Below are 14,007 nucleotides of genomic sequence, written 5' to 3' on the forward strand. Positions count from 1 at the left end.
AAAGCACCTACACGTCTATGATAAAGTTCGTATCCCGCCGACTTGCGTCGATCAGCCTGCCCGTTTGCCGCCGATCGCCCCACAGTTTTTCAATGCGCTACCCAGAACAACTAGAGAAACCTTTATGACTGACGCTCCACCTACCCTGCTGCAAAAGCTCATGCGCACCAGCCTGGTAACCCAGATTGTGATCGGTCTGATTGCAGGTATTTTGCTGGCATGGCTTGCGCCCTCGGCAGCGCTTTCGGTGGCCTTTATCGGCAAGGTGTTCGTCAGCGCCTTGAAAGCCGTTGCGCCGATTCTCGTGTTTGTACTGGTCATGGCCTCGATTGCCAACCACAAGCACGGCCAGGAAACCCATATCCGCCCGATTCTGGTTCTGTACCTGTTCGGCACCTTTGCTGCTGCTGTCGTGGCCGTTATCGCCAGCATGCTGTTCCCGTCGAATCTGGTACTGGCCACCGAGAACATCGCCATTACCGCCCCCGGGGGTATCAGCGAGGTACTGCAAAGCCTGATGTTGAGTGTGGTCGACAACCCGGTCAGCGCGCTGATGAATGCCAACTTTATCGGCATCCTGGCGTGGGCCATCGGCATGGGCATTGCCATTCGTCATGCCGGCGACACTACCCGCACCGTACTCAATGACCTGTCCAACGGTGTCACCCTGATCGTGCGCGTAGTTATCCGCTTTGCACCGCTGGGCATTTTCGGCCTGGTGGCTGCCACCCTCGCCTCTTCGGGCTTCGGTGCCCTGCTGGGTTATCTGCACCTGCTCACAGTGTTGATTGGCTGCATGCTGTTTGTGGCGCTGGTGGTCAATCCGCTGATTGTGTTCTGGAAGTTGCGTCGCAACCCGTACCCGCTGGTATTTCTGTGCCTGCGCGAAAGCGGGATTACCGCGTTTTTCACCCGCAGTTCGGCGGCCAACATTCCGGTGAACATGGCGTTGAGCGAGCGTCTGGGCCTGCATGAAGACACCTACTCGGTGTCCATCCCGCTGGGGGCCACCATCAATATGGCGGGCGCGGCGATTACCATCACCGTGTTGAGCCTGGCTGCCGTGCATACACTGGGGATTGCGGTCGATATTCCGACTGCTATTTTGCTGAGTGTGGTTGCAGCCATTTGCGCCTGCGGCGCATCGGGTGTGGCGGGCGGTTCGCTGCTGTTGATTCCGCTGGCGTGCAGCCTGTTCGGCATCCCGAGCGAGATTGCCATGCAGGTGGTGGCCGTGGGCTTCATTATCGGCATCCTGCAGGACTCGGCGGAAACCGCGCTCAACTCCTCCACCGACGTACTCTTTACTGCGGCGGCCTGTATGGCCCAGGAAGACAAGCCCCTGCAACAGGGCTGAGGCCATGTGGGCGGGCAAGCCTGCGATGCTTACAACTCGGTCTGTCTAAATAACCGGGGCGCTACCATCGCGAGCAAGCCCGCTCCCACAGTAGGTCAGGCCAGCACCTGACGTTGAGGGTGCCAATGAACCTGTGGGAGCTGGCTTGCCTGCGATGCTTACAACCCGGTATGTCTAAATAACCGGGGCGCTGCCATCGCGAGCAAGCCCGCTCCCACAGTGGGTCTGGCCAGCACCTGGCGTTGAGGGTGTCAATGAACCTGTGGGAGCTGGCTTGCCTGCGATGCTTACAACCCGGTAGGTCTGAATGACCAAGGCGCTGACACAGTGCGCTTGATTAGAACGCACCCATGTAGTCACGCTTGCCGATCTCAACACCATTGTGGCGCAGGATCGCGTAAGCCGTGGTCACATGGAAGAAGAACTGCGGCAGGCCGTAGGTCAGCAGGTAAGCCTGGCCCGTGAAGCGTTTTTCTTTAGGCGTGCCCTGACGGGTGATGATTTCGATGCCTTCCTTGCCATCGATTTGCTCTGGCTTGATCCCGTCGACAAACGCCAGCACTTTGCTGATCAAGGCTTGCAGGTCGGCAAAGGTCACTTCGCTGTCGTCATATTTTGGCAATTCGATTTCAGCCAGACGGCCCGAAACACCCTTGGTGAAATCAACGGCGATTTGCACCTGACGCACCAGCGGGAACATGTCCGGGGCCAGGCGCGCCTGCAAAAACACGCTCGGGTCGATGTTCTTGGCCGTTGCGTGAGCTTCAGCCTTGGCCAGCACACCGCTCAGGGCGTTGAGCATTTGTTTGAACACTGGAACGGAAGCGGCGTACAGAGAGATAGTCATGGAAGTCTCGACAGTCTGTGGGCAGGAATGCAATGTGCGCCGATTATAGACACGCCAGCGCCCATCTGGTGTATGAAGATCAACCCCAAGCTCAGCCCCTGGACACCCATATGCCCTCCGCTCATCCCTCTACAGCTCCAGCAGCGGACCCGACCCAGGCGCTCTATCGCAAAATCACCCGCAAACTCATTCCCTTTCTCTGCTTCTGTTATCTGGCCGCTTATCTGGACCGGATCAATATCGGCTTCGCTAAATTGCAGATGCTAGGTGACCTGCAGTTCAGCGAAACGGCATTTGGCCTGGGGGCGGGGCTGTTTTTTGTCGGCTATATCCTGTTCGAGGTACCCAGCAATCTGCTTCTGGAGAAAGTCGGCGCCAGGGTCTGGATAGCCCGGATCATGATCAGCTGGGGCCTGCTTTCGGCCTGCACCCTGCTGGTCACCACGCCTGCCCAGTTCTATGTTGTACGCTTTCTGCTGGGGGTGGCCGAAGCCGGTTTTCTGCCCGGGGTGCTGTATTACCTGACCACCTGGTTCCCGACCCAGCGACGGGGCCGCATCATTGCCCTGTTTATGATCGGCATGCCGCTGTCCAGTGTCGTTGGCGGGCCACTGTCGGGCTGGATCATGGTCGCCTTCGACAATACGGCGGGGCTGCGCGGCTGGCAGTGGCTGTTTGTGCTTGAGGCGATCCCCAGCGTACTGCTGGGCATCCTGACCTTTTGGGTTCTGCCAGACAGCCATCACACGGCAAAATGGCTGAACGCCGACGAAAAAGCGTTACTGGAACAGCAACTGCACCAGGACAACGCCGAAGGCCAGAACAGCAAGCACAGTTTTCGCGACGGGTTCTTTAACCTCAAGATCTGGATGCTGGGGGGTATCGACTTCTCCATCCTGCTTAGCGCCTACGCAATGGCATTCTGGATGCCGACGTTTATCCGTAACGCCGGTGTGGCCGACAACTTCCATATTGGCCTGCTCACCGCCCTGCCCAGCGTTGCAGCCCTGATCGGCATGCTAATGATTGGCGCCAGCAGCGACCACCATCGAGAACGCCGCTGGCATATCATTGTGCCCTTTATGATTGGCGCGGCCGCGATGGCAGCCAGCACTTTTTTCAGCGACAACCTGCTTGTGATCGTTTTTCTGTTTGCCATTGCCTCGGCCGCCATCATTGGCGCCGTACCGGTGTTTTTCAGCTTGCCGGCCACCTTTCTCAAGGGCCGTGCTGCCGCTACCGGCTTCGCCCTCGCGTGTTCGCTGGCCAATATCGCAGGGCTGGTGAGCAATTCCCTGATGGGTATCGCCATCGACGTAACGGGCAGCAGTTCCGGCGCGTTGTGGTTCTTCGCCAGTTGCCTGCTAGTGAGCTGCCTGCTGGTGATCGCGCTGCCTGCCAAAGTGGTTAACCGCTGACACGCAAAAAGACTCTCTGCCACAGACGGGGCGACATGCCAGTCGCTCTACCGCGCAAAAAACACCACAATGGTCGCTGGCAACGGTTACTCAAATTGGAGATGAAAATGGACGTTCCCGCTGATCAGTTCTCAGAACAGGTACCAAACGATGCTGACGCAGGACCTCTGCTCAACAGTACCGAGATCCGTATTCTCGGCTCCCTAATCGAGAAACAGGCCACCAACCCGGAAACCTACCCGCTGACGCTCAATGCCCTGGTGCTGGCGTGCAACCAGAAAACCAGCCGCGAGCCGGTGCTCAACCTGACCCAGGGCCAGGTCGGGCAAAGCCTGCGCGCCCTCGAAGGGCGTGGCTTTACCCGCCTGGTGATGGGCAGCCGCGCTGATCGCTGGGAACACAAGGTCGACAAGGCGCTGGAGCTGGTGCCTGCGCAAGTGGTGTTGCTGGGCCTGCTGTTCCTGCGCGGTCCGCAAACCCTCAACGAGTTGCTGACCCGCAGTTCGCGCATGCACGACTTTGAAGACACCGAACAGGTCCAGCATCAGCTTGAACGCCTGATTGCCCGTGATCTGGCCCTGCTGGTACCGCGTCAGAGCGGCCAACGCGAAGACCGTTACATGCACGCCCTGGGCGACCCGGCCGATATCGAAACCATCATGACTGCACGCCAGCAACCTGCAGAACGCTCAAGCGCGCAGGCAGTCTCGATAGAGCGTTTCGAAGCCCTTGAGGCGCGCATTGCAGCCCTCGAAGCCCGTCTGGCAGAGCTGGAGTAAAAGCGTTTTGGGGGCGAGCTCACTCGCCCCCAATCGCCATCAGCTGCGCGCGAATGCCACGGCCGCCTGGAACTGCTCGGCGGTGGGCCGCACACCGGTGTACAGCACAAACTGCTCCAGGGCCTGAATGGCAATAACCTCAAGCCCGGTGATGACCTGCTTGCCCTGGGCACGACCGCGCACGATCAGGGGTGTTTCAACCGGGATCGCCACCACGTCGAAGATAATATCCGCACGATCAATGGCATCTGCCTCGAAAGCCAGATCATCGGCCTCGGCCCCGCCCGCCATACCCACCGGTGTAACATTGATCAGCATGTGCGGCCTGCGCTCGCCCAGCTCAGGCTGCCATTCATAACCGCAACTTGCCGCCAGCGCCGCCCCTGTTGCCTCGTTGCGCGCAACGATCAGGCCATTGCGATAACCGCCATCGCGCAGGGCCGATGCCACCGCCTTGGCCATGCCGCCACTGCCGCGCAGGGCAAAGGTCGTGTCTTTGGGTACTTTATGGCTGCCCAGCAGTTGGGCAATGGCTATGTAGTCGGTGTTATAGGCCTTGAGGTGGCCGTCGGTGTTGACGATGGTGTTGATCGAGGCAATGGCCCGGGCTGACGTGTCCAGTTCGTCCACCAGCTCGATGCAGGCCTCCTTGAACGGCATCGACACGCCGCAACCACGAATGCCCAATGCCCGGATACCAGTCACTGCGCCCGCCAGATCCTTGCTGCTGAATGCCTTGTAGTAAAAGTTCAAGCCCAGTTGTTCGTATAGATGATTATGAAAACGCAGCCCGAAATTACCCGGTCGACCCGACAACGATATGCACAGTCGGGTGTCTTTGTCCGGATTCATTTGCATGCTCATCTCCTTGCTGAATGCTTTTAGATGGACGGCACAAGCCGTACCGGGAGTTTTGTTGGATCATAGTGGAGCGCCAACGCTGAATCGTCTCAGCGCCCGCAGACCTTACACAAAATTTACCCGGGCGCTTCGCAGTTTTTAAAATAAATACGGTCTTAATGTTATCCCCGGGTTTAACTGCGGTCTGGTGCAGGCCGAATCGTCGGGGCGGGAATTCGAGGAATCGTCATGATGCGTAGCATCCCCAAAATCGCTTTGCTTATCGGCACCCTAGCTGTTGCAGGGCAGGCATCGGCCCATGGTGGCTGGGGCCCCGGGCCTGCAATTTTTGGCGCGGTGGTGGGTGCCGCGGTGGTTGGCTCGGTTATCGCTGGCCACGAACAGCGCCCGGTGTATGTGCAGCAACCGGTGTATGTGCAGCCACAGCCGGTTTACGTACAGGCCCCACCTGTTTATTACCAACCGCAACCGGTGTATGTCCAGCCGCCCCAGCCCGTTTACTATCAGGGCTACTACGGTCGACCGCAACCGGTGTACTACGGTCCGCCACGGGGTTACTACGGCCCGCCGCGCTGGTAACCGGTGCTGGCAGCCGGCAGGCTTGGACAGCTGCCGGTAGGTCCGGATAGATCATGTGAATGTCGCGGACAAGACACCGTAACGCCCCGGACTGCGGCATCATGCAGCTTGGCTGGCGCAACAATCGGCACATTCATAAAAACAAGGACGACCTTTATGCCTACACAAAACCCGCACCATATCGTCGGGCTCTGCACCTCCAGCAAGGTGTACAACACTCTGACCGAGCTCAAGCAGCTCGAAGGTCACCGCACCGCCAAACTGCTATCCCTGCTGACCCAGCACCTGGTTCGCGAAGGGCTGCTGAGTGATCAGGAAGTGATGCACATGCTCGATCAGGTGGTTGACTGACACCTCATCGACATCAATGACCACTATCACGCGCAATGATTTCTTGCGCAGCGGCACAGCCCGTAAGGTAGCGCCATTGTTGAAGGAGGTCTGTATGCCCAAGATTCATGTCATGTCGGTGATCGGCAGTGCCGTTCCCGCCCCGCTGCGTGCCGACGGCCTGCTCGCATGCTGGTATGTGGTCAGTGACGGCGTTGCCGTCAGCGGCCCGTTTACCTCGCGCGCCGCCGCCCAGCTCAAAGCCACCAGCGAAACAGATAAAACAGCGCCACACTCAACGCGACACTGAGCAGCACATTGCGGCTCCACAGCATCAGCCCGATGGCGCACAATCCGGCCAGCAGGTAGGGGTTGGCCAGGCTCAGATCCAGCTGATGGTCCTTGACGAAAATGATCGGCCCGCAAATCGCCGTCAGCATCCCCGGTACGGCAAAGCCCAAAAACTCCTTCACCCCTCGATTCAGGCGAATCGGCAAGCGTGGTTCCAGAAACAGGTAGCGGTTGAAAAACAGGATCAACGTCATCCCGCCAATAATTGCCCAGATCATGCCCAGTACCCTCCCAGCCGCTTGCAGGCATAGCCCGCGACCATACCCGCCAACCCGGCCAGCACAATCGCCGACTCCCACTGCCAGTGACTGAACACCACCACCGTGAACAAAGAGACCGCCACGCAGACCACGGTCGGGATATTGCGCACCACCGGGGTAATCAACGCGATAAAGGTGGCCGCGATCGAGAACTCCAGCCCTAGCTGATCCAGCCCCGGGATGCTCTTGCCCAGCACCACGCCCAGCAGGGTGAAAATATTCCAGCCCACATACATGCACAGCCCCACACCCAGGGCATACCAGCGATTGAAGGTGTTCTGGTCGAAGGGGCTGACCAGGGCAAAGAACTCATCGGTGAGCAAAAAGCCCAGCCCGAAGCGCCATTTGGGCTCGAGCGGCGCCACCAGAGGGCGCAAGTGCATGGCATAGAGCAAGTGTTGCGAGGTCAGCAGCAAGGTGGTGACCAGAATCGAAATCGCACTGGCACCGCCCTTGATCATGCCAATGGCAACCAGTTGCGCCGCACCGGCAAACACAAACAGTGACAGCCCCTGGCTTTGCGCGGGGGTCAGCTGGGCATCGATTGCGGTGGAACCGGCCAGCAGCCCCCAGGGGGCACACGCCAGGGTCAGCGGCAGGCAGGCAATTGCGCCGCGCATAAACGCGGTTCGAGCAAGGGCATCAGGCATCAAAAACATTCCGGCAGTAAGCAGCGGCAAAGGGTCGCAACATCAGGGTAAAAAGTCTTGAACGATCTTGCTCTGCTGCCCTCATAACTTGACGCGGACCGCGTGAAAACAGCCCGCCGCGTTTGACGAGAGAGCAAACCTGGTCTTTAGTCAGCCGCATTCAAGAGACGTTAATTCCGATCAACCGCTGCCACGAGGAACCACCATGAAAGACCTGAAATCCGCCAAGGAAAGCAGAAAGGCCGATCTGCGGACACCTACGGCACTGAGCGAAAAAGCCTGTATCGATATCGCAGCCGAAGTGAACGCGCTGCTCGCAGACACCTTCGCCATCTACATGAAGACCAAGAATTTCCACTGGCACATGTCCGGCCCGCACTTCCGTGATTTCCACCTGCTGCTCGACGAGCAGGCTGACCAGATCTACGCGACCACCGATGCCATCGCCGAGCGTGTGCGCAAGCTGGGGCGCACCACAATCCGCTCCATCGGCCACATCAAGAAGCTGCAACGCCTGCTGGACAACGACGCCGACTTCGTGACGCCGGAAGACATGCTGGCAGAACTGCGCGAAGACAATATCCAGCTGGCCGCCTATATGCGTGAGACTCACGACATGTGCTCCGAGCTGGGCGATGTGGCGACTACCAGCCTGCTGGAAAACTGGATCGACGAGGCCGAGCGCCGCGTGTGGTTCCTGTTTGAGTCGTCGCGTACCAAATAACCCCTGCGTAGCAGCTGCCGAAGGAACGAGGCTGCGTTCGATTGCGAAGCGATCGTAAAACCTGAGCATGCGGTTTATCTGTAAAAACCTGTGTTCTGACTTTACGACGGCTTCGCCGCCGGACGCAGCCTTGTTCCTGCGCCAGCTGCTACGATCACGAGCACCCGCAGAACCATGAATTTTGTTTCACAGTCTTCGAACGCAACGAGCGGTATATTCGCTGCGCTCATTGCTCATTCAATGAACCCCTTGCCCGCACCTCCCCTGCGGGCTTTTTTTCGCCTGTCAAACGCCCTGCCTGAACACCAGCGCCTTGAGGCCGCACTCGACATCGGCGTCCGGGAACTCCGGCGGGTTGTCCAGGCGCTGAACAAAACGCAGGCTCGGCGCATCACGGGTCACGCCATCGATCAAAAAGTCCGAACCCAGTGCCGGGTCATTCATGCACGCCAGTACTGTGCCATTTTCACTGAGCAACTCCGGCAGGCGGCGCACCACGCGCTGGTAGTCCTTGGTCAGCAAAAAGCTGCCTTTCTGAAATGACGGCGGATCGATGATCACCAGATCGTAAGGGCCGGTGCTTTTCACCTTGCCCCAGGACTTGAACAGCTCATGACCCAGAAACGTCACCTTGCTCATGTCATGCCCGTTCAGGCGATGGTTGTCGCGGCCACGGCTCAGGGCCGCACGGGACATGTCGAGGTTGACCACATGCTGGGCGCCGCCTTCTATGGCGGCCACTGAAAAACCGCAGGTATAGGCAAACAGGTTCAACACTCGCTTGCCCCCGGCATTGGCCCTTACCCAGTCACGACCATAACGCATGTCCAGGAACAGGCCGTTGTTCTGTTTGCGGCCCAGGTCCACGCGATAGCGCAATCCGCCTTCAGTCAGCGTCCACTCGTCAATTGCCTCGCCCACCAGCCACTCGGTGTCGCTTTGCAGCGTATAGCGATGTTGCAGCACCAGTGTGTGTGCACCGCTGGCCTGCCACGCGGCTGACTGAACAATGGCCTGCAGCAGTTGCTTGAGTGCAGCCAGTTGCAGGGCCTCGGGCTCCTTGAACAGAGAAACCAGCACCACGCCTTGCAACCAGTCCACCGTCAACTGCTCAAGCCCGGGCCAGCAACGTCCACGCCCATGGAACAAACGCCGGGTTTCAGCAGGCACAGCCTGCAGTGCAGTCAATAAGTGCTGGTGCAGGGTGGTTAACGCTTCAGGAGTCATCAGGCCGACCGGTCAATTTCAAGGGGCCGGCATTTTACACAATTGCACTGCCCTGCCTAATCGGCACAGTGGAAATACTTGTTAATACAGAGGGCAATATTATCGTTTTACAATAATTTTTTATCGCAATACGATAGTTTAACTGCGCAGGGCAATACGCTTTCCCTGGGCGGATTCCGGGCTTTTTACAACCACAAGCAGAACCAGAAGGACTGTTCGATGAAAACCGATCCCCTTGCCAATCGCAGCCGCATCCTGGCCACAACCACGCTGGCACTTGTCGCGGGTATGTTGCTGGCCAATATCGCTTACTGGATTTTCCCCAACGCCATAGGCACTTATGTGGGCGGGTTCAACCTGAGCGCCATGACCGAAACACTGCAGGCCGACATCCCGTTGATGCCCTGGTGGCAGGTTGCTGGTGCCATAACCCTGTCCAGCATCCCCCTGCTGATACTCGCCAAAGGCTTGCTAGCCCTGCGCAGCCTGTTTCTGGCCTACAGCAATGGCGAGTATTTCTCGACCGAATCTGCCGAGTTGCTGGGTAAAGTGGGTAAAAGCGTTTCTATATGGGTGCTGGCCAGCCTCCTGTTAACCCCGGTCATGAGTGTCTGGGTCACCATTTTGCGGCCTGCGGGCGAGCGCTTGCTCACGATCAGCTTCGAGCCGTCGCATCTTGTTGCCTTGTTCCTCTCGGCTTCCCTTATGATCATCGCCCGCAGCCTGTACAAGGCGTGTTCGTTGGCGCGGGAAAATCAGCAGTTCGTTTAAGAGGCCAAAATGCCGATCGAGATCAAGCTGGACGTCATGCTGGCCATGCGCAAGGTCAAATCCAAGGACCTGGCGCACAGGGTGGGCATTACCGAGCAGAACCTGTCACTGCTCAAGCAAGGGAAAGTAAAGGGCATCAGGCTGGCAACCCTGGAAGCCATTTGCATCGCACTGGATTGTCAGCCGGGGGACTTGCTGCATTATCAACCGGAATCGTAAGCACGCACGCCTGCGAGGCCAAGCCCTCGCAGGCGGCGCACCAGGCTCTGCCTGCCTGCACTTCAAAGCCTCCAGTCCGTTCAGCCAACCAACAGCATCCTCCTGCTAGGCTCGCCGCGGCACCCAACCTTTTTACCGGTATATTCGGATTTTCTCTGACAAACCTCTGCAAAATCAGGCATTTCTGCCGCCACTGATCCATACTGACTAAATGTAACGTCATGTGTATAACAGCCGTTGCAGCCCGGTACTTCCCAACCCTTCTTGAGTCATTCTGCGTGAAAATTCATCTTTCCATTTTGAGCCTGTGTTTAGTTCTGGCAGGCACCAGTGCTTCTTCAATCGCCGCAGCGGCTGAAAGCACTTCGGCCCCACGGGATACCTCGCAACTGCACATCGCCTCAGGCAGTGCGCTGCTGATCGACCTGCAAACCAACAAAGTGATTTTTGCCAGCAACCCTGACGCCATCGTGCCAATTGCCTCCGTCACCAAATTGATGACCGCCATGGTAGTGCTGGATGCCAAGCAGTCGATGGACGAATCCATTTCGGTCAATATCAGCGACACCCCGGAGATGAAGGGCGTGTTTTCGCGGGTAAAAATCGGCAGCGAGCTGTCGCGTCACGAAATGATGCTGATCACCCTGATGTCTTCGGAAAACCGGGCAGCCGCCAGCCTTGCCCACCACTATCCGGGGGGTTATGTAGCCTTTATCGCGGCGATGAATGCCAAGGCCAAAAGCCTGGGCATGATGAGCACTCACTATGTTGAGCCGACCGGGTTGTCGATCCACAACGTATCCACTGCCCGCGACCTGAGCAAGCTGCTGGCAGCGGCGCGGCATTACCCGATGCTCAGCCAGTTGAGCACCACCAAGGAAAAGACCGTGGCGTTCCGCAAACCCAACTACAGCCTGGGTTTCAGCAACACCGATCACCTGGTCAGAAAAGACAAATGGAATATCAAGATCACCAAGACCGGCTTTACCAATCAGGCCGGTCATTGCCTGGTGCTGGTCACTGAAATGGGTGGGCGCCCGGTGTCCCTGGTCATTCTGGATGCCTTTGGCAAGTACACCCACTTCGCCGATGCCGGTCGAATTCGCAACTGGGTGGAAACCGGTAAAAGTGGCGGTGTGCCCGACGTAGCCCTGCGCTACAAAGCCGAAAAAAACCTGCAGAAAAACCAGCTGACAGCAGGTCAGGCGGGTAAGTGAAGAAGTACGGGTGAGATGAAATGCAGGCACTTGCCCCGGGGAGAGGATCGGGGACAAATGCCTGCGTACTGCTCGTTACAAACTGCGGATAGAAAGAACCCCGTCACCTGGACGGGGTTCTTGCCTGGCACATGCTCAGATCAGTTTTGCAGAGCAGGCTGCGAATCCCCATTGATCGGGATGCGTTTGGCTTTTGCCTCTTCCGGCACCACCCGCTGCAGGTCGATGCTCAGCAAACCATTGCTCAGGTTTGCGCCTTTGATCTCGATATGATCATCAAGGCGGAAGGACAATTTGAATGCCCGCTGTGCAATACCTTGATGCAAGAAGGTCACGCCTTCTTCGCTGGTGCTTTCGCGTTTGCTGCCGCTGACGCTCAGCACACCTTTCTCTACTTGCAGGTCCAGATCATCTTGCTGGAAGCCTGCAGCTGCTACCACGATGCGGTAGCTGTCCTCACCCCGTTTTTCAACGTTGTAAGGTGGGTAGCCGCCGCTTGAATCGTTGCGCAGTGCGGTTTCAAACAAATCACTAAAACGGTCAAAGCCGACAGAATTACGGAACAGTGGCGCCATTGAAAAAGCGTTGCTCATAATTTCATCCTCCTGATTTCAGCGAGATTTTGTTACGCGACCCGGTTTCGGCATCGCGTACCCCTTAGATAGGGACCGTCAAAACCATTTCAAGGCTTTTTTTGAAATTTTTTTCAGACGCTTCAAGCCACATCGACAGGCGGGTTGTTGACCATGTGCCGGACCTTCTCACAGTCTGTTTCACGACGCATGGCATTGAACAACACCACCGCTTCAGGATAGTTGCGGGTCAACATTGCCAGCCACTGCTTGAGCCGCCCCGGTGCCGAGCGCGGGGTCAGCTGGGCCTCGGCCTGGGCCCAGAAGTCGCGGATCATGGGCTGCAAATCGGCCCAGGTCATCGGCACTACCTCAACACCGGCGCGGGCAGCGGCAATTTGCGCGGCCAGATCGGGGCGCGACACCAGACCACGGCCGAGCATAATGTCTTCAGCGCCACTGATTTCGCGGCAACGACGCCAATCTTCAACCGACCAGATATCGCCATTGGCAAACACCGGCACCTTGACCGCTTCCTGCACCTGGGCAATGTATTCCCAATGCGCAGGCGGCTTGTAGCCATCCATTTTGGTCCGCGCATGCACCACGATCTGGCTGGCGCCGCCTTCGGCCAGGGCGATTGCGCACTCATTGGCGCTGTCGGGCGTGTCGAAGCCCAGGCGCATCTTGGCGGTGACCGGAATATGCGCAGGCACGGTGCGACGCACTTGCAGCAAGATGGCGTGCAGCAGTTCGGGCTCCTTGAGCAACACTGCCCCGCCACGGGACTTGTTCACGGTCTTGGCCGGACAACCAAAATTGAGGTCGATCACCCCGCTGCCCAGCTCACAGGCCAATGCCGCGTTATCGGCCAGGCACGCCGGGTCCGAGCCCAGCAACTGCACGCGCAGCGGCACGCCGGAACGCGTTTGCGCACCGTGCTGCAACTCGGGAGCGAGTTTATGGAAGTAGGCTTCGGGCAAAAGCCGTTCGGTGACCCGAATAAATTCGGTCACGCACCAATCAATACCGCCGGTGCGGGTCAGGACATCACGCAGGATGTTGTCGACCAACCCCTCCATCGGCGCCAAAGCAATTTGCATGGGTGACTCTCATGAAAAACGTGCGGCAGTTTACGCGGTTCTGCGGGCAATCGGTATGCGCAGGCGCTGACGGTCAGGCCGTCACGACAGCCGGGCCATAACCGTCAAGGAACTCGGGCGGCAGGCGCCTGGCCTTGCCCGTGGACAGTTCGATGCAGACAAAGGTGGTTTGGGCACGCAACAGGGTCACACCATCGCAGGGGCGCACCAATTGAAAGTGACGGGTCATGCGCAGGCGCTGGTCACAATCGACAATCCAGGTGGCTAGCTGCAGCTCATCGCCTTCGTAGGCGCTGGCAAGATAGTCGATTTCATGACGGGAGACCGCCATGGCGCGGTCGAGGCGACGGTACTCGGTGAGGTCCAGCCCCAGGCGCTGCGAGTGGCGCCAGGCACAACGTTCCAGCCAGACCACATAGGACGCGTTATTGGCATGACCAAACCCGTCAATGTCTTCGGCCTGCACCTGCAGGTCAATGATAAACGGCGCTGCCAAATCCCAACTCATGCCTTGTCTCCCTGTACATAAATAAGGAGCGCAGTGTAACGCAGAGGGGGCGACGGGAAACTTGAAGAGCTGGAATTAAAAAACTGCAGACAAACAAAAGGGTCATTCAATAATCGAATGACCCTTATAAATCCCGCAAAGCGGGTAATCGTGGCGTCCCCTAGGGGACTCGAACCCCTGTTACCGCCGTGAAAGGGCGGTGTCCTAGGCCACTAGACGAAGGGGACACAAACC

General features: G+C 58.1%; 18 protein-coding genes and 1 tRNA gene. 10 read left to right on the top strand and 9 right to left on the bottom strand.

The genetic code is table 11. The annotated features are described in order from the left end of the window. Positions 1–124 precede the first annotated feature (124 nt). Complete coding sequence (gene sstT / locus GHO03_RS14455) at positions 125–1,357, top strand: serine/threonine transporter SstT (protein ID WP_095018960.1); 1,233 nt, start codon at positions 125–127, stop codon at positions 1,355–1,357. Between the two features lie 337 nt (positions 1,358–1,694). On the opposite strand, the gene GHO03_RS14460 is transcribed toward sstT, so the two are convergent. Next, positions 1,695–2,204 (bottom strand): DUF1993 family protein, encoded by a 510-nt coding sequence (locus GHO03_RS14460; protein ID WP_016780360.1) that lies wholly within the window; start codon positions 2,202–2,204, stop codon positions 1,695–1,697. Between the two features lie 110 nt (positions 2,205–2,314). On the opposite strand from GHO03_RS14460, the gene GHO03_RS14465 reads away from it, so the two are divergent. Then, positions 2,315–3,622 (top strand): MFS transporter, encoded by a 1,308-nt coding sequence (locus tag GHO03_RS14465; protein WP_153400112.1) that lies wholly within the window; start codon positions 2,315–2,317, stop codon positions 3,620–3,622. Between the two features lie 107 nt (positions 3,623–3,729). Further along, positions 3,730–4,401: a YceH family protein gene (locus tag GHO03_RS14470; protein WP_095002286.1), complete on the top strand. Its 672-nt coding sequence runs from the start codon at positions 3,730–3,732 to the stop codon at positions 4,399–4,401. Positions 4,402–4,440: 39 nt separating this feature from the next. Here GHO03_RS14470 and GHO03_RS14475 read toward each other — a convergent pair whose 3' ends face one another. Continuing rightward, positions 4,441–5,259, bottom strand: a complete 819-nt coding sequence (locus tag GHO03_RS14475; protein ID WP_095018962.1) for a shikimate 5-dehydrogenase — start codon at positions 5,257–5,259, stop codon at positions 4,441–4,443. 231 nt (positions 5,260–5,490) lie between these two features. On the opposite strand from GHO03_RS14475, the gene GHO03_RS14480 reads away from it, so the two are divergent. From GHO03_RS14480 to GHO03_RS14490, 3 genes are all read left to right on the top strand, one after another. Continuing rightward, on the top strand, positions 5,491–5,841 hold the full coding sequence (locus GHO03_RS14480) for a hypothetical protein (protein WP_095002284.1): 351 nt from the start codon (positions 5,491–5,493) through the stop codon (positions 5,839–5,841). Between the two features lie 156 nt (positions 5,842–5,997). Next, entirely contained in the window at positions 5,998–6,192 is a 195-nt protein-coding gene (locus tag GHO03_RS14485) for a hypothetical protein (protein WP_016780355.1), read from the top strand. A 94-nt stretch (positions 6,193–6,286) separates the two neighbouring features. After that, a complete protein-coding gene (locus GHO03_RS14490; RefSeq protein ID WP_095002283.1) occupies positions 6,287–6,481 on the top strand; it encodes a hypothetical protein in 195 nt (64 codons plus the stop codon). Here GHO03_RS14490 and GHO03_RS14495 read toward each other — a convergent pair. Together GHO03_RS14495 and GHO03_RS14500 are read right to left on the bottom strand one after the other, a co-directional pair. Next, entirely contained in the window at positions 6,429–6,740 is a 312-nt protein-coding gene (locus GHO03_RS14495) for an AzlD domain-containing protein (protein WP_095002282.1), read from the bottom strand. The genes GHO03_RS14490 and GHO03_RS14495 overlap by 53 nt on opposite strands. Next, on the bottom strand, positions 6,737–7,432 hold the full coding sequence (locus GHO03_RS14500) for an AzlC family ABC transporter permease (protein ID WP_095002446.1): 696 nt from the start codon (positions 7,430–7,432) through the stop codon (positions 6,737–6,739). Before GHO03_RS14500 ends, GHO03_RS14495 begins: the two co-directional genes overlap by 4 nt. Positions 7,433–7,637: 205 nt before the next feature. Between GHO03_RS14500 and GHO03_RS14505 the strand changes: the two genes are divergently transcribed. After that, positions 7,638–8,156, top strand: a complete 519-nt coding sequence (locus GHO03_RS14505; RefSeq protein WP_095002281.1) for a Dps family protein — start codon at positions 7,638–7,640, stop codon at positions 8,154–8,156. A 285-nt stretch (positions 8,157–8,441) separates the two neighbouring features. On the opposite strand, the gene GHO03_RS14510 is transcribed toward GHO03_RS14505, so the two are convergent. After that, positions 8,442–9,383: a class I SAM-dependent methyltransferase gene (locus GHO03_RS14510; RefSeq protein ID WP_095018963.1), complete on the bottom strand. Its 942-nt coding sequence runs from the start codon at positions 9,381–9,383 to the stop codon at positions 8,442–8,444. A 219-nt stretch (positions 9,384–9,602) separates the two neighbouring features. Between GHO03_RS14510 and GHO03_RS14515 the strand changes: the two genes are divergently transcribed. The 3 genes from GHO03_RS14515 (at position 9,603) to pbpG (ending at position 11,590) form a co-directional block, all read left to right on the top strand. Beyond that, on the top strand, positions 9,603–10,154 hold the full coding sequence (locus GHO03_RS14515; RefSeq protein ID WP_153400110.1) for a DUF2975 domain-containing protein: 552 nt from the start codon (positions 9,603–9,605) through the stop codon (positions 10,152–10,154). Positions 10,155–10,163: 9 nt separating this feature from the next. After that, on the top strand, positions 10,164–10,373 hold the full coding sequence (locus GHO03_RS14520; RefSeq protein ID WP_095002278.1) for a helix-turn-helix transcriptional regulator: 210 nt from the start codon (positions 10,164–10,166) through the stop codon (positions 10,371–10,373). Between the two features lie 278 nt (positions 10,374–10,651). Further along, the gene (gene pbpG, locus GHO03_RS14525; RefSeq protein ID WP_095018965.1) at positions 10,652–11,590 is read left to right on the top strand and encodes a D-alanyl-D-alanine endopeptidase; all 939 of its coding nucleotides are present in this window, start codon (positions 10,652–10,654) and stop codon (positions 11,588–11,590) included. Between the two features lie 140 nt (positions 11,591–11,730). Here the strand turns inward: pbpG and GHO03_RS14530 are convergent, their stop codons facing one another. From GHO03_RS14530 to GHO03_RS14545, 4 genes are all read right to left on the bottom strand, one after another. Continuing rightward, positions 11,731–12,183: an Hsp20 family protein gene (locus GHO03_RS14530; protein WP_016780349.1), complete on the bottom strand. Its 453-nt coding sequence runs from the start codon at positions 12,181–12,183 to the stop codon at positions 11,731–11,733. Between the two features lie 122 nt (positions 12,184–12,305). Further along, on the bottom strand, positions 12,306–13,265 hold the full coding sequence (locus tag GHO03_RS14535) for a tRNA-dihydrouridine synthase (RefSeq protein WP_095018966.1): 960 nt from the start codon (positions 13,263–13,265) through the stop codon (positions 12,306–12,308). A 73-nt stretch (positions 13,266–13,338) separates the two neighbouring features. Beyond that, the gene (locus GHO03_RS14540; protein ID WP_095002275.1) at positions 13,339–13,773 is read right to left on the bottom strand and encodes a thioesterase family protein; all 435 of its coding nucleotides are present in this window, start codon (positions 13,771–13,773) and stop codon (positions 13,339–13,341) included. 151 nt (positions 13,774–13,924) lie between these two features. Continuing rightward, positions 13,925–14,000: transfer RNA gene (locus GHO03_RS14545), tRNA-Glu, on the bottom strand. Positions 14,001–14,007 lie beyond the last annotated feature (7 nt).

The organism is Pseudomonas sp. FSL R10-1339 (genome assembly GCF_009600545.1).
In the GTDB taxonomy this organism is placed as follows: Bacteria; Pseudomonadota; Gammaproteobacteria; order Pseudomonadales; family Pseudomonadaceae; genus Aquipseudomonas; species Aquipseudomonas bubulae.